Source organism: Streptomyces sp. NPDC092369 (assembly GCF_044755245.1).
Taxonomy (GTDB): domain Bacteria; phylum Actinomycetota; class Actinomycetes; order Streptomycetales; family Streptomycetaceae; genus Streptomyces.
In genome coordinates this window covers 1,158,623-1,176,475 of sequence record NZ_JBIVQP010000001.1, presented here as the reverse complement: position 1 = coordinate 1,176,475, position 17,853 = coordinate 1,158,623, and the positions used below count along the sequence as shown (strand labels likewise).

Annotated in this window: 15 protein-coding genes; 7 read left to right on the top strand and 8 right to left on the bottom strand. The window is 70.9% G+C overall.

The features are described from left to right. Positions 1-33: 33 nt before the first annotated feature. Together ACIQI8_RS05250 and ACIQI8_RS05245 are read right to left on the bottom strand one after the other, a co-directional pair. Positions 34-2,244, bottom strand: coding sequence for an OmpL47-type beta-barrel domain-containing protein (locus tag ACIQI8_RS05250; RefSeq protein ID WP_402345104.1), 2,211 nt, complete (start codon positions 2,242-2,244; stop codon positions 34-36). Then, positions 2,244-4,730 carry a ThuA domain-containing protein gene (locus tag ACIQI8_RS05245; protein ID WP_402345102.1) on the bottom strand — a complete coding sequence of 829 codons (2,487 nt, stop codon included), beginning with the start codon at positions 4,728-4,730 and terminating at the stop codon, positions 2,244-2,246. Before ACIQI8_RS05245 ends, ACIQI8_RS05250 begins: the two co-directional genes overlap by 1 nt. Positions 4,731-4,919: 189 nt before the next feature. On the opposite strand from ACIQI8_RS05245, the gene ACIQI8_RS05240 reads away from it, so the two are divergent. Together ACIQI8_RS05240 and ACIQI8_RS05235 are read left to right on the top strand one after the other, a co-directional pair. Next, positions 4,920-5,891, top strand: coding sequence for a multicopper oxidase domain-containing protein (locus tag ACIQI8_RS05240; protein WP_402345100.1), 972 nt, complete (start codon positions 4,920-4,922; stop codon positions 5,889-5,891). Between the two features lie 14 nt (positions 5,892-5,905). Continuing rightward, the gene (locus tag ACIQI8_RS05235; protein ID WP_402345098.1) at positions 5,906-6,841 is read left to right on the top strand and encodes an ornithine cyclodeaminase family protein; all 936 of its coding nucleotides are present in this window, start codon (positions 5,906-5,908) and stop codon (positions 6,839-6,841) included. A gap of 23 nt (positions 6,842-6,864) precedes the next feature. On the opposite strand, the gene ACIQI8_RS05230 is transcribed toward ACIQI8_RS05235, so the two are convergent. Beyond that, complete coding sequence (locus ACIQI8_RS05230; protein WP_402345096.1) at positions 6,865-7,728, bottom strand: hypothetical protein; 864 nt, start codon at positions 7,726-7,728, stop codon at positions 6,865-6,867. Positions 7,729-7,868: 140 nt separating this feature from the next. Between ACIQI8_RS05230 and ACIQI8_RS05225 the strand changes: the two genes are divergently transcribed. Then, positions 7,869-8,951, top strand: coding sequence for a LacI family DNA-binding transcriptional regulator (locus ACIQI8_RS05225; RefSeq protein ID WP_402345094.1), 1,083 nt, complete (start codon positions 7,869-7,871; stop codon positions 8,949-8,951). 68 nt (positions 8,952-9,019) lie between these two features. Here the strand turns inward: ACIQI8_RS05225 and ACIQI8_RS05220 are convergent, their stop codons facing one another. Then, positions 9,020-9,805, bottom strand: a complete 786-nt coding sequence (locus ACIQI8_RS05220) for a VOC family protein (RefSeq protein ID WP_402345092.1) — start codon at positions 9,803-9,805, stop codon at positions 9,020-9,022. Positions 9,806-10,069: 264 nt separating this feature from the next. Here ACIQI8_RS05220 and ACIQI8_RS05215 point away from each other — a divergent pair, with 264 nt between their 5' ends. After that, positions 10,070-10,315: a WhiB family transcriptional regulator gene (locus ACIQI8_RS05215; protein WP_124001983.1), complete on the top strand. Its 246-nt coding sequence runs from the start codon at positions 10,070-10,072 to the stop codon at positions 10,313-10,315. Positions 10,316-10,421: 106 nt separating this feature from the next. Here ACIQI8_RS05215 and ACIQI8_RS05210 read toward each other — a convergent pair whose 3' ends face one another. The 3 genes from ACIQI8_RS05210 to ACIQI8_RS05200 all read right to left on the bottom strand — a co-directional run bounded on the left by ACIQI8_RS05210 (position 10,422) and on the right by ACIQI8_RS05200 (position 14,171). After that, positions 10,422-11,396, bottom strand: a complete 975-nt coding sequence (locus ACIQI8_RS05210) for an acyl-ACP desaturase (RefSeq protein WP_402345089.1) — start codon at positions 11,394-11,396, stop codon at positions 10,422-10,424. Between the two features lie 253 nt (positions 11,397-11,649). After that, positions 11,650-12,426: a dimethylargininase gene (gene ddaH, locus ACIQI8_RS05205; RefSeq protein ID WP_402345088.1), complete on the bottom strand. Its 777-nt coding sequence runs from the start codon at positions 12,424-12,426 to the stop codon at positions 11,650-11,652. Between the two features lie 125 nt (positions 12,427-12,551). Next, positions 12,552-14,171, bottom strand: coding sequence for an ABC-F family ATP-binding cassette domain-containing protein (locus ACIQI8_RS05200; protein WP_402345086.1), 1,620 nt, complete (start codon positions 14,169-14,171; stop codon positions 12,552-12,554). Between the two features lie 315 nt (positions 14,172-14,486). Between ACIQI8_RS05200 and ACIQI8_RS05195 the strand changes: the two genes are divergently transcribed. Together ACIQI8_RS05195 and ACIQI8_RS05190 are read left to right on the top strand one after the other, a co-directional pair. Further along, on the top strand, positions 14,487-15,125 hold the full coding sequence (locus tag ACIQI8_RS05195; RefSeq protein WP_402345084.1) for a GPP34 family phosphoprotein: 639 nt from the start codon (positions 14,487-14,489) through the stop codon (positions 15,123-15,125). Positions 15,126-15,223: 98 nt separating this feature from the next. Next, complete coding sequence (locus ACIQI8_RS05190) at positions 15,224-16,060, top strand: isocitrate lyase/phosphoenolpyruvate mutase family protein (protein WP_402345082.1); 837 nt, start codon at positions 15,224-15,226, stop codon at positions 16,058-16,060. Here ACIQI8_RS05190 and ACIQI8_RS05185 read toward each other — a convergent pair. Continuing rightward, on the bottom strand, positions 16,057-16,473 hold the full coding sequence (locus ACIQI8_RS05185) for an SsgA family sporulation/cell division regulator (RefSeq protein ID WP_402345080.1): 417 nt from the start codon (positions 16,471-16,473) through the stop codon (positions 16,057-16,059). The genes ACIQI8_RS05190 and ACIQI8_RS05185 overlap by 4 nt on opposite strands. Before the next feature lie 274 nt (positions 16,474-16,747). On the opposite strand from ACIQI8_RS05185, the gene ACIQI8_RS05180 reads away from it, so the two are divergent. Continuing rightward, on the top strand, positions 16,748-17,824 hold the full coding sequence (locus ACIQI8_RS05180) for a WD40/YVTN/BNR-like repeat-containing protein (RefSeq protein WP_402345079.1): 1,077 nt from the start codon (positions 16,748-16,750) through the stop codon (positions 17,822-17,824). Positions 17,825-17,853 lie beyond the last annotated feature (29 nt).

Sequence of the window (17,853 nt, the reverse complement as noted above, 5' to 3'; positions counted from 1 at the left end):
CCCACTGATGCTGCTGCTGTGACTCCGGTGTACCTACAGCTCCTTGATCCGGATGTCCCGGTAGGAGACAACGTCACTGACGCTGTGCACCTGGAGCCCAACGTAGCCGGACGCGAACCGCCGACCGTCCGTGCCCGGGTCGTCCGAACGCGCCGGGAAGAAGTCCTGGCCGCCGATGTTGTCGAACTCGTTGATCAGGACGCCGTTGCGGTAGACCGAGTAGTGCTGGTCGACCACGCGGATCTCGTAGTCGTTCCAGGTGCCCTTCTGGGTGACGCCGGCACCGGCGAGGCCCACCCGGTCGAAGCCGTAGATCGAGCCCGTCTTGTACATGTCGCCGTCGGGCCGGTCGAACACCTGCACCTCGTGCCCGTACTTGATGGCGGCCCACTCGGGCCGGGACTCCTCCGGGTGGTTGTGGACCCACGGGAACCGCACGAACACACCGGAGTTGGCGTTGCCCGTGCCCGGCGCGTCGTCACGCCACTGGAGCTTCAGCGAGAAGTCACCGTACTTGCGCTGCGGATACCAGAGCATGCCGAGGCCGTCGGACGTGGTGCCGCTGGTGATCGACCCGTCGGAGTTCAGACCGAACGAACCGCCGCCGACCTGCTCCCACTTGGCGAGGGAGCCCGCCGTGCCGTCGAAGATCGTCCGGTAGCCCTCGGTCTGTCCGGGCTTGCCGATCCCGGACTCCTGGGCGGCCTCCGTGATCGTGTCGTACTCGCGCTCGTCGACGACCCCTTCCCTGAACAGCTTGTCGAGGACCGTCTTCACGTGCTTGAGGAACAGCGCGTGGGACGTCCACTCCTTCTCGTCCTCGATCAACTCGTTGATCCGGCACCGGTTGTTGGTGACCCGGTTGGGGACGCCGGAGTCGACCGTGCCGACGATGACCGTCAACCGCTCGTCGAACTCGGGGCAGTTGGGCGCGGGGACCCCGCCGCCTGCCACCACCGTGAAGCTCACGGACCGTGACTGAGAGGTGTTGCCCGCCTTGTCGGTCGCCCGGTACGCGACCGTGTGCGTGCCGGCCCGGTCGACCACCACGGGCCCGCCGTACGCCAGATAGGGCCCGGCGTCGAGCGAGTACTCGATGCCCGCGACCCCCGAGCCGCCCTCGTCGGCCGCACTCACGGTCACCTTGGCGTTGCCCACGTACGCCCCGTCGGAGTTCCGCGTCCCGCCGACGGTCACGCCCGTCACCGGCGGGGTCGTGTCCCGCGCGGGCGGCGCGACCACGGTGAACGTGACGCTCTTGTCCGCCGCCGCGTTGCCCGCCTTGTCGGTGGCCCGGTAGCGCACGGTGTGCGTGCCGAGCTGATGCACCATCACAGGACCCGAATACGGCGTCCAGGCACCGGAGTTCACCGCGTACTCGATCGTGTTGACGCCGGACCCGGTGTCGGAGGCGGTGACGGTGACCGTCGCCATGTCGAGGTAGTTCCCCTCGGGGTTCTTCTCCCCGCTGACCGTCGCCGAGGTCTCCGGCGGGGTCGTGTCGTCCGTCGGCGGCGCGACGACCGTGAACGCGACGCTCTTCTCGGCGGCCACGTTGCCCGCCTTGTCCGAGGCCCGGTAGCGGACCTTGTGATCACCGACCTGGTCGACCACGACCGGGGTGGTGTACGGCAGCCAGGCGCCGTCGTCACCCACGGCGTACTCGACCCGGTCCACGCCCGAACCGCCCGGGTCGCTCGCGGCGATCGCCACGCTCGCCGAACCGACGTACTGGCCCTGCGAGTTGCGCGTCCCGGCCACGTCGACCGAGGTCTCGGGCGCGGTGGTGTCCTCGCCGGTGCCCTCGGTCACCACCAGGATGCCCTGCATCTGCCCGTGGCCCGGGATCGTGCAGTGGTAGAAGTAGCGGCCCGGAGTGAGCGTGACCTCCGTGGTGTGCCGGCCGCCCTGCGCGTCGTTCGGGTTGGCGAGGATGTTCAGCTCGACGTCGGAGTTGAACTCCGGGTCCGAGGTCGCGAACGTCAACGTGTGCGGCATTCCCATGGTGTTGCCGGTCCCCACGCTGTTCTCGAAGACGATCGTCGCCGTCCCCGCGACCGCCGTCGTGGGCGCCGAGACGTACTTGGTGATGTCGTCGCCCGCGGTCCAGGTGAGCGTCTGGGCCGCGGCCGCCTGTGCCGGACGGTCGGGCTGGGCGCCCGCCGTCGTCTGCAGGCCCAGCATCATCAGGACGCCGGCCAACAGGGCCGCCCAGACTCTTCGTCGCCGTAGAAGGTGTCGCATCACTGCCCTCCCCTCACCAGTTGGTTCGCGGCCGGTGTCGGTCCGCCGCCCGTGTAAGTGACCTTCCACAGCGCCGACTTGGCGTCGGAGGTGAAGAAGCCGCGCCCGTAGTCGAGGACGTACAACGCCCCGTCCGGACCGAACTTCCAGTCCATGAGGTTCTTGATGCCGTCGTTGCCGATCGGGATGATCTTCTTCAGGGACTCCGAGTGCACGGGCAGACCGCCGTCGCCTTGCGTCTTCGGGTCGGTGAGCACGGCGTTGCGCGGCTGGTCGGCGTCGTAGAAGTCACCGACGAACCACTTGCCGTCCCAGTACGAGGGCCACTTGGTCGCGCTCGTGCTCGCCGCGTCGTAGCGGTAGACCGGGCCGTTCATGGCCGCCTGGCCGCCGCCCTTGAGCCACGGCAGCAGGTACGTGGCCTCCTCCTGCTTGTAGGAGGGAATGCCGTTCGCGTCGCGCGGGTAGTCCGGCGCGCCGCCCTGGGGCGAGTACCAGATGTTGTTTCCGGTGACCGGCGGGATGTTGACCAGCCCGTTGTTGTTCGGCGACTCGTTCTTCGGGTGGGCGCAGTCGTACCAGCCCAGCGGCTTCGTCGGATCCGGCAGATTGCGGTCCCGGTAGGGCTGCTTGTTGCCCATGCAGTACGGCCAACCCCGGTTGCTCGCCTTGGTGATGACGGCGAACGTGTCGTACTTGGCCGGACCCCACGTGGTCGACGGCGCACCCGCGTCCGGGCCGACCCAGCCCGCGTAGAGCGTGTCGGTCTGCTGGTCGACGAAGATGCGCGCCGGGTTGCGGACGCCCATCACGTAGATCTCGCCGCGCGTCTTGCCGCCGCCCTCGTCGGTCTCCCGGCCGGTGAACAGGTTGCCCGCTGGCAGGGTGTACGTCCCGTCGGACTCCGGGTGGATGCGCAGGATCTTGCCGTTGAGGTTGTTGGTGTTGCCGGCGGTGCGGCGCGCGTCGGCGAAGGACACGCCCTTGTAGTTCGGCGCCGGGTTGTTGCCGGAGTAACCATCGCTGAAACCACTGGAGTTGTTGTCCCCGGTCGCGATGTACAGGTTGCCCTTGGAGTCCCAGGCCATCCCGCCGCCCGCGTGGCAGCAACTGTGCACCTGCACCGGCCACTTGAGCAGCACCTTCTCGCTGCCCGGGTCCAGCTTGTTCGTGGCGAGGTCGAGGGTGAAGCGGGAGACCCGCCGCTCGGCGATCTGCGTGTCGCGGTTGAGCTGCGAGTGGGGCGTGTAGTGCAGGTACACCCACCCGTTCTGCTCGAAGCGCGGGTCGAGCGCGATGCCGAGCAGGCCTTCCTCGACCTTGACCAGCTCGTCACCGCCGCCCTTGTTGCCGAAAATCGTCAACTCGCCCGCGAGTGTGACCTTCTTGGTCCTCGGGTCGTAGACATGGATCTGGCCCTTGCCCTTTCCGACATCGGGGTTGTTCCAGTCGGTGATCACGGGCTGGGAGGAGTCGGCGCCGCCCCGGCCGATGTAGAGCACGCGTCCGTCGGGCGCGGTGACCAGGCCGTGCGGCTCGCCGATCTGGTCGTTCTGGCCGGGCTGGTTGGCCTGGGTCAGGCGCTCCGCCTTGTAGTTGGCGTTGATCGTCGCCTTGCAGTCGGCCCGCGCCAGCCGGGTGGTCCACAGCAGCGCGCCGCGCAGATGGGCGCGGAAGTCCGTCTCGTCGTACGACGACACCGTGCCGCCCATGGCCGTGTAGAAGGAGCGTCCGCCGTCGTAGTCACGGCACCAACTGACCGGGTGGTCCGCGCCGTTGGCACTCGCGCCCGGCGCATACGTCGACTCGCGCACCCGTGCCACGGTGTGCACGTCTCCGGACGGGTTCTTCACCCAGTTGGGCCACTGGTCCGGCCGTTTCCACTGCAACGGCAGACCCTTGGTCGCCGGGTGCTGCCGGTCGCCGACCTCGACCACGGCGCGTTGCACGGCCGTTGGACTGGAGACGGCAGGGCGCGCGCCGACCAGACCGGTGAACCAGTCCGAGTACGGCTCCGCGCGGGCCGCGTCATGGACGCCGACGAAACCGCCGCCCGCCTCCATGTAGGCCTCCAGGCCCGCCTCCTGCTCCGGATCGAGGACGTCACCGCCCCCGGTCAGGAACACGATCGCGTTGTAACTGCCCAGCCTGGCCTCGTCGGTGAAGACCGACGCGTCGTCCGAGGCCTCGGTCTCGAAGCGCTGCTCGGCGGGTCCGGTGAGGCCGATCTGCTCGATCGCCCCGATCCCGGCGTTCACGACGGGGGACTCGTCCCCGGCCGCCGCGGAGCCGTAGAAGACCAGCACCCGCACACTCGGGCCGCCCGGGGGCGACTTGACGGACATCGTTGTCGGGGACGGTTCCGGGGCCGGCCGCGCGCTCGCGACGGGTCCCGACAGCAGTCCGGCGGTGACGACCCCGGCGGTCACGGTGGCCGCCCAGGCCCGTCTTCTGACGCCTCTTGTGCTCAACCCTCGTAAGTGCATGGGCACCTCCTCGGTCACAGCGGCAACGCCAAGGAAGCTAGACGCCTTTGCGCGGCCCGCCAATACCTATGACCGGGATCCCACGAACTTTGTCCTGAGTGTGGAAAAACGGCGGAAGGGCCGCTACCGTCTCACAGGTTCATCACAGGTACACCTCCGCAAATTCCTTACCAGGGTGGGGAGTTCCGCATGGACAGACGCGGGTTCAACAGACGGGTGCTGCTCGGCGGCGCGGCCGTCGCGACATCGTTGTCCCTCGCGCCGGAGGCCGTGAGCGCCGCCGCTCCGGCGAGGACCGCCCCGGGCGGGGGAGAGGTCAAACGCATCAAGCTGTACGCCGAGCGCCTTGCCGGCGGGCAGATGGGCTACGGCCTGGAGAAGGGCAGGGCGTCGATCCCCGGGCCGCTCATCGAACTCAACGAGGGCGACACCCTGCACATCGAGTTCGAGAACACCATGGACGTGGCCGCGAGCCTGCACGTGCACGGCCTGGACTACGAAATCTCCAGCGACGGCACCAAGTTGAACCGCAGCGACGTCGAACCCGGCGGCACCCGCACCTACACCTGGCGCACCCACGCGCCGGGCCGCCGCGCGGACGGCACCTGGCGGGCGGGCAGCGCCGGTTACTGGCACTACCACGACCACGTCGTCGGCACCGAGCACGGCACCGGCGGCATCCGCAACGGCCTCTACGGCCCGGTGATCGTGCGCCGCAAGGGAGATGTCCTGCCGGACCGGACGTACACGATCGTCTTCAACGACATGAGCATCAACAACCGACCGGCGCACTCCGGGCCCGACTTCGAGGCCACCGTCGGCGACCGGGTCGAGTTCGTGATGATCACGCACGGCGAGTACTACCACACGTTCCACATGCACGGGCATCGCTGGGCGGACAACCGCACGGGCCTGCTGACCGGCCCGGACGACCCCAGCCAGGTCGTCGACAACAAGATCGTCGGCCCGGCGGACTCCTTCGGCTTCCAGGTGGTCGCGGGGGAGGGCGTCGGGGCGGGCGCGTGGATGTACCACTGCCATGTCCAGAGCCACTCCGACATGGGGATGGTGGGGCTGTTCCTGGTGAAGAAGGCGGACGGCACGATTCCCGGCTACGAGCCGCACGACCCCCATGATCCGCACGCGGCGCACGCGCACTGACGGATCATGGGCGGGTGACTCTTGTACTGACGCGAACCGATCTGGAAGCCGTCCTGGAGGTCGGGGACTGCCTCGACGCGCTGCGGGCCGGTTTTCGGGCGCCCGCGCAGGCGGTCGTGGGGCAGCGGGTGCGGACGGACCTGCCGTTCCCGGGCACGGCCACCGCGCTGATCCCGGGGCTGCTGCCCGGCATCGAGGCCTACACCGTGAAGGTCAACGCCAAGTTCCCGGGCGCGCGGCCCGCTCTGCGCGGGGTGATCTGCCTGTACGCCGGAGCCGACGGCGAACTCCTCGCCCTGCTCGACTCGGCGACGATCACGGCCTGGCGGACGGGACTCGCGGCCGCCCTGGGCACGGACCTCCTCGCCGGTCCTGGCGGCTCGGTGGGCGTGATCGGCGCGGGCGCGCAGGCCGAGTTGATGCTCCGCGGGCTGCGCGCCCTGGGACGGCCGTACCCGGACCTCGTCGTCCACGACACGGACGACGAGCGCGCCGCCGCCTTCGCCGCGCGCCACGGAGGCCGGGCGGTCGGCTCGGCGCCGGAGGCCGCTGCGCTCGCCGACACGCTGCTGCTGGCCACCTGGTCCAGGGAGCCGTTGCTCCGGCTCGCGGACTCCCGCGCCGGTCAGCACTTCACCAGTCTCGGCGCGGACGAGCCCGGCAAACAGGAGCTCGCCGCCGACCTGCTTCACAATGCCCTGCTCGTCGTCGACGACCGTGAACTCGCCGCCGACATGGGCGCGTTGGCGGCGGCCGGCCTTACGGCGACGGCCGCCGACGCGACACTCGGCGAGGTGCTGCGCGGCGAGCGCCCCGGGCGGACGAGCGACGAACAGCGGTCCGTGTACGCGCCGGTGGGGCTGCCGTGGCAGGACTTGGCGCTGGCTTGGGTGGCGTACGAGAGGGCGGTGCGGGACGGGGTGGGACGGCGGGTGGATCTGCTGGCGTGAGGGGCGGGGTGTGTGAGCGCGCATCAGCCGACGCCGATGTCGAGGAGCAACCATTCGGTGAACGGCTTCGGTTGGACGTAGAGACGGGAGCCGCGGCAGATCACGCGGCGGCGGCCGAGGGCGGTGCCGTCCGGGTGCGTCAGCCGGGTCTCCGTCCCGGGTGCGACGCCGGTCTCGGTGAGCGTGCCCGTGACCAGCCGGTCGCGGGCGTCCCTGACACCGCCGAAGAACGCGACGCGCTCGCCGTGCACGACGACACCGTGTGCGAATCCGACGGGCGTCTTCCGCACCCGCGTCACTCGGTCGGCCCGGACCTCCAGGAGCGGGAAGCCGGTGTACGGGTACACCCAGGCCGCCCGCCGGTCGACGTTGAGGGCGTAGCAGTCGACGATGCTGCCGGCACCGGCCGTCGGCTGATACGCCCACAGCGGTGATCCCGTGCTGCTCCAGCGGCGCACGCCCGCCTCGCTGAGCCGGTCGCCCAGGACACCTTCGTCGAAGTGGCCGATCCAGAGGTCGCCGGACTCGTCGGCCAGGAGGTGCTCGATGCCGTCGCCGACCCGGAAGTGCCAGGACGGTCGCCCCAGGGCGTCGAAGACCTGCACCTGGTCGTCGCCCGCCCTGCTGCGGATGTCCGCGAGCACGAAGCCGCCGTCCGGCAGGGCGTCGATCAACGGATGGCGTGGGCGTACCGCGCTGAGCTGCGTCTCGTGGGCGCGTCCTTCCTCGACGGTGACGGCCACCGCGTCGTAGGGACCGTCCGGCTGGGCCGAGTCGCGCAGCAGCCAGTGCGCGCGCCCGAAGGCGTCGACCGTGCTGTGCAGGAGGGTTCGGTCGTGGTACGCGCGGGGAAGGCGGGCGTACCTGGTCAGGCGATCAGCGGCCATGGGCCTTTCGCATCGTCATCCGGTGATCCTCGGCTCGTCCCGGCCGCCCGCGCAACCCGTTTTCCCCCGATCCAAGAGCGCTCCCTCGCCGTGTCCCACCGGGAGATATCCTGATCCGCAACCACCGAGGAGGCCCCGAAGTGAGCGACACCGCACCACGCCCCACGCTGGAGGCAGTGGCCGCGCGGGCCGGGGTCTCGCGGGCCACCGCGTCCCGGGTCGTGAACGGTGGGGACGGGGTCACGGAGCCGCTCGTCGAGCGGGTGCGCAAGGCCGTCGACGAGCTCGGGTACGTGCCGAACCAGGCCGCGCGCAGCCTCGTGACCCGGCGCCATGACGCCGTCGCCGTGGTCATCGCCGAGCCGGAGACCCGGGTTTTCGCCGACCCCTTCTTCGCCCTGCAACTTCGGGGTATCAGCAAGGAGTTGACCGCCCACGACAACCAGCTCGTGCTGCTGCTCGTCGAGGGCCGCGACGACCACGCGCGCGTGGGCCGGTATCTGGCCGGCGGCCATGTCGACGGCGCCCTCGTCTTCTCGCTGCACCTCGACGACCCACTGCCCGGGCTGATCCAGCACGCCGGAGTGCCGACCGTGTTCGGCGGCCGGCCCGGCTGGAGCGACGGCAAGGGCGGCCCGCTGTACGTCGACTGCGACAACCGCGACGGCGCCCGCAAGGCCGTAACCCATCTCGTCGGTCTCGGCCGCAGCCGCATCGCGCACATCACCGGCCCGCTGGACCAGACGTCCGCCGCGGACCGGCTCGACGGCTTCCGGGACGTCAGGACCGATGCCGACCCGCGGCTGATCGTCGAGAGCGACTTCACCCCGGCCGGCGGTGAGAGTGCGATGCGGGAACTGCTCGACCGCCGTCCCGACCTGGACGCCGTGTTCGCCGCCAACGACCTCACGGCCGCCGGCGCCATGCGGGTGCTGCGCGAGCGCGGGCGGCGGGTGCCGGAGGATGTCGCCGTGATCGGTTTCGACGACGTGGGGCCGGTGGCCGAGCAGACCGACCCGCCGCTCACGACCGTCCGCCAGGACATCGAGGACATGGGCCGCTTGATGGCCCGGCTGCTGCTGCGCCGACTCGACCACCGCGACGGCGACGACACGGCCGGGAGCCTCAGGGCGGTCGGGGCCACGGGGACCGTCGAGATCTCGGAGGGCGCGCCGTCCGGCGTGGTCCTGCCGACGACACTGGTACGGCGCGCCTCCGCGTAGGCCTGCTCCCTCGGCTCAGCTCCTCGGCCGGCTCCGGCTCCGGCTCCGGCTCCGGCTCGTTCCGCCGCTCAGCCCTGCTGCTGTGCGTTCTTGATCACCGCGAAGCGGGCACCGTACGGGTCGGCGAGCTTGGCGACGCGGCCGACGCCCTCGATGTCCGTGGCGGGGACGCGGATCTCGCCGCCCAGCTCCCGCGCCTTGGCGACCACGGCGTCCACGTCCTCGACCTCGATGTAGGGCAGCCAGTAGGCCGTGTCCTCGGTGGGGTCGTCGGCCAGTGGGACGAGGCCGCCGAACATGGCGTCCTCATCGGCCCCGGCCGGGTTGACGGTCGTGTACGTGCCACCCGGGAAGTTCACCGCGGCCGTCTCCAGGCCGAGCGTCTCGTGGTAGAACCACGCGGCCGCGGCGATGTCCGGGGTGTAGAGCTCGACCCAGGACAGCGAACCGGGCTCGTTCGCCACGTCGACGCCCTTGAGCCTGCCCGGCTGCCAGATGCCGAACGGCACGCTCGCCTTGTCCGCGAGGATCGCCATGTGGCCCTCGCCCATGACGTCCATCGGCGGCATGAGCACGCTGCCGTGCGACTGCTCGGCCGCTTTCGCGGTGGCCTCGGCGTCCGCGCTCTGGAAGTACACGGTCCAGGAGGGCGGGCCCTGGTCCGGTGTCGTCTGCATACCGCCGGCCACGGTCTTTCCGTCCAGCTGGAAGAAGCCGTAGCCGCCGGCCTCGGGTCCCGCCGACTGGAACCGCCAGCCGAAGACACCGCCGTAGAAGGAGATGGCGCCGTCGATGTCGGAGGTGCCGACGTCGATCCAGTTCGGTGCGCCGTTGACGAAACGGGTGGTGAGCATGCGCCCTCCTCGGAAGGGTCCCGTTCTCTGCTCTGCCGAGTCTCGCACCGCCCACTGACAATCGCCGCCGTACCGGCGTGAAGGACGCGTATGGACCTGGCGTACCGACGCCGACTCCGTGGATTTCACATCCCGTCGCATCGCGCCGCGCGCCGCCGTGCGCCGTTGTGTGCGGTGGGTCACCATCAGGTGGCCGGAGGCCTCGGGGCATGGCGTTGATCCCGCGTTGATCGAACGTTTTTCGCCGTCCGGCACGCTCTCGTCATGCACATCGACACCATGACCCCGGCCGACCCCGGCTGGCAGGCCCAGGCGCTCTGCGCGCAGACCGGGGCGGAGTTCTTCTTCCCCGAGCCGGGCAGCTCGGTACGTGAGGCGAAGCGCATCTGCGGCATGTGCGAGATGCGCACCGCCTGTCTCGACTACGCCCTGGCGAACGACGAGCGCTTCGGTGTCTGGGGCGGCCTGTCGGAGAAGGAACGACTGGAACTCAGGCGGAACCGCACCTGACGCACGCCCCGTCTGACCGCACCCGACGTACGCCCTGCCCGGCCGCGGACGACGACGCGGCCGGCACGGGCGTTCCCGTACCGGCCGCGTGCACGCGTGCGTGCCGTCAGCCCGCGGCGCGCGCCGCCATGCGGGCCTTGCGGTTGGCGAGCTTCTCGTCGAACTTGGCGGCCTCCGCGTCCAGGCCGCCCATGAACATGCCGAGTTCGTTCTGCGCCTGCTGCCCCTCGGGGCTCAGGCCGTCGATGTCCATGACCTTCAGGTAGCGCAGCACCGGCTGGATCACATCGTCGTGGTGGATGCGCAGGTTGTAGACCTCGCCGATCGCCATCTGCGCGGCGGACCGCTCGAAGCCGGGCATCCCGTGACCGGGCATCCGGAAGTTCACCACGACGTCCCGCACGGCCTGCATGGTCAGGTCGGGGGCGAGGTCGAAGGCGGCCTTCAGGAGGTTGCGGTAGAAGACCATGTGGAGGTTCTCGTCGGTCGCGATGCGGGCCAGCATGCGGTCGCAGACCGGGTCGCCGGACTGGTGGCCGGTGTTGCGGTGCGAGACGCGGGTGGCCAGCTCCTGGAAGGCGACATAGGCGACCGAGTGCAGCATCGAGTGCCGGTTGTCCGACTCGAAGCCCTCGCTCATGTGCGCCATGCGCAGCGCTTCCAGCTTGTCCGGGTCCACCGCGCGCGAGGCGAGCAGGTAGTCGCGCATCACGATGCCGTGGCGGCCCTCCTCGGCCGTCCAGCGGTGCACCCAGGTGCCCCAGGCGCCGTCGCGGCCGAAGAGCGAGGCGATCTCGTGGTGGTAGCTGGGGAGGTTGTCCTCGGTCAGCAGGTTCACGACCAGCGCGATGCGGCCGATCTCGGTGACCTTCGACTGCTCCTTGTCCCAGGCCTCGCCGTCCTCGAAGAGACCGGGGAAGTTACGCCCGTCCGTCCACGGCACGTACTCGTGCGGCATCCAGTCCTTGGTGACGCTCAGGTGCCGGTTGAGTTCCTTCTCGACCACTTCCTCCAGCGCGTACAGCAGTCGGGCGTCGGTCCAGACGGAAGGGCTGCCGAGGTGCGGGGAGGTGATCGTCACGGGAACTCCAGGGGGACGGGCAACAAAGACGGAACAGAGCGGAACGGAACAGAGCGGAACGGAACCGGGTGGGTCCGGCGAGCGGTGCCGGAACCTACGGCATCGTAGGCTACGTATCCGTAGGTTACGTTGCCGTAGGTTAAGAGGGGTGTAAAGAGCCCTGATCAGGCCCTGTTCCCCGGTCTTTCGGGGGCATGTCAGAAAGGTCCAGGACCCGCAGGTCCCAGGGCCGTACGGGTGAAGCGATCACCCATCAGGCGTACAGGTCGCGGAGCCGGACCGAGAGGCATGTCACACAGCCTTCGAGCTTCTCGAACTCACTGATGTCCACCAGCACCGGCTGGTGACCGAGGTCGGCGAACAGCTCCGCCGTCTTCGGCGCGCTCGCCGCCATCAGCAGCTTGTCGCCGCCCAGGAGCACCACATGGGCGCCCGACTCCTCGGGGACCGACAGGAAGCGGGGGAACAGGGACGGGCGGTCCACCAGCGGGATGTGCCCGACGACCGTCCCGTCGGGCAGCGCGGTGACCGCCGACTTCAGGTGCAGCACCTTGCTCACCGGCACGGCCACGACCCGCGCCCCGAGCGGTTCGAAGGCGGCCCGCAGCTGCTGGACGCCGACCGCGTTGGTCCGGCCGCCGCGGCCGACGTAGATCGTGTCCCCGACCTTCAGGACGTCGCCGCCGTCCAGCGTGCCCGGGTCCCAGATCCAGTTGACCGAGCAGCCCAGGCGGGCCACAGCCTCCTCGACCCCGAGGGTCTCCTCGCGCCGGGACTCGGCGCCGGAGCGGGCGATCAGCGCGACGTTCTTGTACATGACGACGGTGTCCTCGACGAACACCGAGTCGGGACAGTCGTCGGCCGGGTCCACCTCCAAGGTGTCCCAGCCGTGCGCGCGCAGCGTCTCCCCGTACGCCTCCCACTGCTCCAGCGCGAGGTCGGCATCGATCTTCTCCCGCTCGATGTGCGTCACCAGGCCTTCGGCGAGGCGCGGGCTCGGGCGGCGGACGAGGGCCTTCTTGCTCGGCACAACAGGACTTCCTCACGGCGGACGGCGGACCGGGCCCGTGGTGCGGGCCCGGTCCGGCCATCATGCAGGGCCCTCAGGCGGGTAGAAAACCCCCCTTGCCATGCTGTGCCCCTCCTGCAACGCGCTCATCCGACCTCCTCCGGCTCCGTCTCGCGCAGCTCTCCGTCCAGCAGCAGCCAGCGCGTGATGCCGATCGACTCCAGGAACGGCAGGTCGTGGGAGGCCACGATCAGCGCGCCTTCGTACGACTCCAGCGCGGTGGTGAGCTGCCGCACGCTCGCCATGTCGAGGTTGTTGGTCGGCTCGTCGAGCATGAGCAGCTGCGGGGCCGGTTCGGCCAGCATCAGGGCGGCCAGCGCGGCCCGGAAGCGCTCGCCGCCGGACAGGGTCGCCGCCTTCTGGTCGGCGCGGGCGCCCCGGAACAGGAAGCGGGCCAGGCGGGCCCGGATCCGGTTGTTGGTGGCGCCCGGCGCGAACCGGGCCACGTTCTCGACGACCGACAGTTCGCCGTCGAGGACGTCGAGCCGCTGCGGCAGGAAACGCAGCGGCACGTGCGCGTGCGCCTCGCCCGACACCGGCGCCAGCTCCCCGGCGATCGTGCGCAGCAGCGTCGTCTTGCCCGCGCCGTTGCGCCCGATCAGCGCGACCCGCTCGGGACCGCGCAGATCGAGACCGCCGGCCACGCGCGCCCCGTAGGCGAGTTCCAGGTCCAGCAGGGTCAGGACGGTACGGCCCGGCGGTACGGCCGTGTACGGCAGGTCGACGCGGATCTCGTCGTCGTCCCTTACGGCCTCCACCGCGTCGTCGAGCCGCTCCTTGGCCTCGGCCAGCCGCTCCTCGTGCATCAGGCGGTGCTTGCCCGCGGACTCCTGCGCCGCGCGCTTGCGCGCACCCATGACGATCTTCGGCTCGCGTTTCTGGTCCCACATCTTCTGCCCGTACCGCTTGCGGCGGGCCAACTTCACCTGTGCGTCGGCCAGTTCGCGCTTCTGCTTGCGCAGGTCGGACTCCGCGACCCGCACCATGCGTTCGGCCGCCTCCTGTTCGGTGGCGAGCGCCTCCTCGTAGGCGGAGAAGTTGCCGCCGTACCAGGTGACCTCACCGCCCCGCAGATCGGCGATCTGGTCGACCAGGTCGAGGAGTTCGCGGTCGTGGCTGACCACGACCATGACGCCGGACCAGGACGACACGGCCGCGTACAGCCGACGGCGCGCGTACAGGTCGAGGTTGTTGGTCGGCTCGTCCAGGAGCAGTACGTCCGGGCGGCGCAGCAGCAGGGCCGCCAGGCGCAGGAGCACCGACTCGCCGCCTGAGAGTTCGCCGACCGTGCGGTCCAACTCGACGTGGCCGAGACCGAGTTCGCCGAGGGTGGCGAGCGCGCGCTCCTCCACGTCCCAGTCGTCGCCGACCGTCTCGAAGTGCTCCTCGGCCACGTCACCCGCCTCGATGGCGTGCAGCGCGGCCCGCCGGCCGGCGATGCCGAGGGCCTCGTCGACGCGCAGCCGGGTGTCGAGCGTGACGTTCTGCGGGAGATAGCCGACCTCGCCCGCGACCCGTACCAGGCCGTCGGCCGGCGCGAGTTCACCGGCGATCAGCTTCAACAGGGTTGATTTTCCGGACCCGTTGACACCGACGAGCCCGGTCCGGCCGGGACCGAAGGCGACGTCGAGGACCTCGAAGACGGGGGTGCCGTCGCGCCAGGCGAAGGAGAGGGACGTGCAGGCGATGGACATGGTCGTAGACATAAGGGCGCCTCGCGATTGCTTGATGCGGTGATGGGCAAACGCGTATCGAGACACCGGAGGCGGCGACGGGGAGGGAAGGAGCGGGACACAGCCCTGGGGCCATGAAAAAGGCCCGCTCCGTCGGGACGGCTCGAATGCCGAGGTCGCACGCGGCACACACACCACAGGCGGGTGGGTGGCTCGGTGTCTCAGAACCTCAGACGAGCAACGTCCTTCTCCAATCGACGGCAACAGGACCGTCACCAACGGTACGAACGCGCCTGATCGCTGTCAACGAATTAACGTGAGCCTCGATCGCCCCCTGAAGGAGACCCCGTGTCCGACGGTTCGCTCTCGCTCCCCGCCCTGCTCTACCTGGTCGCCTGGGACACGGAGACGGGCGAGGGTTCCGGCGCCGCCCCGCAGGCCCGCGCCGGCGCTCTGGTGGAACTGGCCCGGCGCGGTCTCCTCGTCGACGAGGACGACATCGTCACGCCCGTCGACATGGACGCCCTGACCGGGGACGGTCCCCTCGACGAGCTCCTGGAACTGATCCGCGAGTCCCGGCCGCACGGCTGGCGGTCGTGGGTCACGCTGCACGCGCGCGAGACGGCGGACGCCCTGCGGGAGCAGCTGACCGCCGAGGGCTATCTGCGCACCGAGCGGAAGCGGGTCCTCGGCGTCTTCCCGGGCGTGGAGCACAAGCTGGAGCGGGCCGCCGACGTGGCCGCGCTGCGCGCCGAGATCCAGGAGGTCCTGGACGGGCCGGTCCCCGTCGCGGAGGTACCGGAGCGGGACGCGACCGCCGCCGTCCTGGCCGCCGCGGCCGAGCTGGGCACTCCGACCCCGGTCAAGGACCCGGAGCGCGTCGAGCAGCTGGTCGCGCATGTCGGAACGGGCGTGCCCGGGCTGCGGAAGGTGATCGACGAGGTGCGTACGGCGCTGACGCCCGTGCCCGCGGAGGCGGGGGAGTAGGCGCCTTTCGCGCGGTCTCCCGACCGTCCTCGCGAGGGTCACGTACATGTCGGATTCCTGCCAGCCTCCACCCCGCCGCGGCTGCTTGGCTGGGCGGCATGACGACCGAGAACCCCCTCCGTGACCGCGCTCTCGCCTTCCGCTCGCTGCACGTCCCGGGCGATCCGCTCGTCCTGCCCAACGCCTGGGACACCGCGAGCGCCCGCATCGTCGAGGACGCCGGTGCCGCGGCCGTCGCGACCACCAGCGCCGGGCTCGCCTGGGCGCTGGGCGCGGCGGACGGCGACCGGCTCGACCGCGAGGCGGCCCTCGGCGCCGTCGCGCGCATCGTCGCCTCGGTGGACGTGCCCGTCAGCGCGGACATCGAGAGCGGATACGCGCAGGACGCGGCCGGGGTGGCCGACACCATCCGCGCGGTGATCGCGGCCGGGGCGGCCGGCGTGAACATCGAGGACGCGCTGTACGCGGCCGGGGCGGGGCCGCTGCGGCCGGTGGCCGAACAGGCCGAGCGCATCGCCGCCGCGCGTGCGGCGGCCGACTCGGCGGGCGTGCCGCTGTTCGTGAACGCCCGTATCGACACGTTCCTGCGCGGTGATGGGGAAGTGGACGTCACCCTGGAGCGGGCCGCCGCCTTCCTCGCGGCGGGCGCCGACGGGATCTTCGTCCCCGGGGCCGTCGAGCCGGGGACGGTCAAGCTCCTCGCCGACGGAATCGAGGGGCCGCTGAACGTGATGGTGCATCCGGGCGCGGCGCCGGTCGCCGAGCTGGCCGCGCTCGGTGTCGCGCGCGTGAGCGCCGGTTCAGGGCTCGCGCAGGCCGCGCACGCCTTGGTCCGCCGTGCCGCGCGGGAGCTGCTGGACACGGGGACGTACGACGCGCTGACGGACGCGCTGGACTACGGCGAGCTCAACGCGTTGCTGGGCGCCGTGCGTTAGCAGGCGTCCCGCATGAGCTCGGCCAGGTCGCGGTCGAGGTCGAGGTGGAGGTGTTCGAAGCCCACGGGCACCAGGTCGCTGGTGGCCTGGAGGAACCGGCGTATCTGCTCCGAGTGGACGTGCACCACGGCGGTGCCCTCGGGGGCGTGGAACTCCAGGACGGTGCGGTCGTACCCGTACGGCCGCACCCGGACGTCTCCGGTGCCCTCGGCGCTGTGCAGGCCGGCCGCGAGGAGTTCGCGCGCGAAGGTCCAGCAGACCTCCACGCCCTCCAGGGTGGCCGGGGCCGGGAAGGTCATACGGATCGCGAACGGATCGCGGCGGTCGTAGTGCAGCTTGGCCGGGATGCTCGGCATGCGCGGAGCGGCCGCGACGAGGCGGGCCTCCACGGGCTGCTCGATGACGGTGATCAACGCCTTGCTCCCTCGTGACGGCTGGACGGTGGGGTCGACGGATAAGGCCGGCCAATGGAAGAGACGTCGGAATCGGTCAATCAGTGCACACGAATTGCTAGTGACCTCCGTCACCGCTTTCATTCACGGAAGTGAAATAGTCGGCCCGCCGGTCAGCACGGGCCCTTGCGGTGGGCCCGGGGACGGTGTGCCGGAGCGGACGCGGCCATCTGGACGGCACCCTTCCCGTCGGCTAGCTTCGCCCGCCATGAGGCCCATGGGGAAGACGCGACGCATGAGACGTACGGTTCGCACGGTGGCCGCGGGGGCGGTGAGCGCGGCGGCACTGGCCGCCCTGACCGCCGTACCGGCGCAGGCGCACGAGCCACAGCACCGGGCGCCGCACTGGGAGCTCAAGGACACCGGGGCCGCCGACGTGCGCTTCCGTGGCCTCGCGGCCGTCGAGCGCGACACCGCGTGGGTGGCCGGCACCGCGGGCACCGTGCTGCGGACCACGGATGGCGGCAAGAAGTGGCGGAACGTCTCGCCGCCGGGCGCGACCGACCTGCAGTTCCGGGACATCGAGGCGTTCGACGCGCGGCGCGCCGTGGTGCTGGCCATCGGCGAGGGCGAGGCCTCCCGCGTCTACCGCACCGAGGACGCGGGCCGGACCTGGACGGAGTCCTTCCGCAACACCGACGCCGCCGCCTTCTACGACTGCCTGACCTTCTTCGACAGCCGCCACGGCCTCGCCATGAGCGACCCGGTGGACGGGAAGTTCCGCATCCTGTCGACCGGCGACGGCGGCCGCTCCTGGAAGGTGCTCCCGAACGCCGGTATGCCCGCCGCCCTGACCGGTGAGGCCGGGTTCGCCGCCAGCGGGCAGTGCCTGGTCTCCTCGGGTCCGTCGGACGTGTGGCTCGCCACCGGAGGCGGCGCCCACGCGCGCGTGCTGCACTCCGCGGACCGCGGAGTGCACTGGACGGCCACCGACACACCGATCCCGGCGGGCGACCCGGCCAAGGGCGTCTTCGCGCTCGCCTTCCGCGACCGCACCCACGGCCTCGCGGTCGGCGGCGACTACCGCGCCGACCGGACCTCTCCGCAGGCCGCCGCCCGCACCACCGACGCCGGCCGCACCTGGCGGCCCGCCACCCAGCCGCCGCCCGCCTACCGCTCCGGCGTCGCCTGGCTCCCGCACAGCCGCACCACCGCCCTCGCCGTCGGCCCCACCGGCACCGACCTGACCAGCGACGGCGGCCGCACCTGGCGCACCGTCGACACGGGCTCCTACGACACCGTGGACTGCACCGCCGACCGGGCCTGCTGGGCCGCCGGCGAACAGGGCCGGGTGGCCCGCCTGGAGAGGTGACGCGTCCGCGGGGAACGCGAGTGACCGGT

Excerpts from the sequence above, each read along its gene's own strand:
- ACIQI8_RS05215 (WP_124001983.1), top strand. The coding sequence starts at position 10,070 with ATGCACATCGACACCATGACCCCGGCCGACCCCGGCTGGCAGGCCCAG.
- ACIQI8_RS05240 (WP_402345100.1), top strand. The coding sequence starts at position 4,920 with ATGGACAGACGCGGGTTCAACAGACGGGTGCTGCTCGGCGGCGCGGCC.
- ACIQI8_RS05230 (WP_402345096.1), bottom strand. The coding sequence starts at position 7,728 with ATGGCCGCTGATCGCCTGACCAGGTACGCCCGCCTTCCCCGCGCGTAC.
- ACIQI8_RS05250 (WP_402345104.1), bottom strand. The coding sequence starts at position 2,244 with ATGCGACACCTTCTACGGCGACGAAGAGTCTGGGCGGCCCTGTTGGCC.
- ACIQI8_RS05245 (WP_402345102.1), bottom strand. The coding sequence starts at position 4,730 with ATGCACTTACGAGGGTTGAGCACAAGAGGCGTCAGAAGACGGGCCTGG.
- ACIQI8_RS05180 (WP_402345079.1), top strand. The coding sequence starts at position 16,748 with ATGAGACGTACGGTTCGCACGGTGGCCGCGGGGGCGGTGAGCGCGGCG.
- ACIQI8_RS05200 (WP_402345086.1), bottom strand. The coding sequence starts at position 14,171 with ATGTCTACGACCATGTCCATCGCCTGCACGTCCCTCTCCTTCGCCTGG.
- ACIQI8_RS05220 (WP_402345092.1), bottom strand. The coding sequence starts at position 9,805 with ATGCTCACCACCCGTTTCGTCAACGGCGCACCGAACTGGATCGACGTC.
- ACIQI8_RS05190 (WP_402345082.1), top strand. The coding sequence starts at position 15,224 with ATGACGACCGAGAACCCCCTCCGTGACCGCGCTCTCGCCTTCCGCTCG.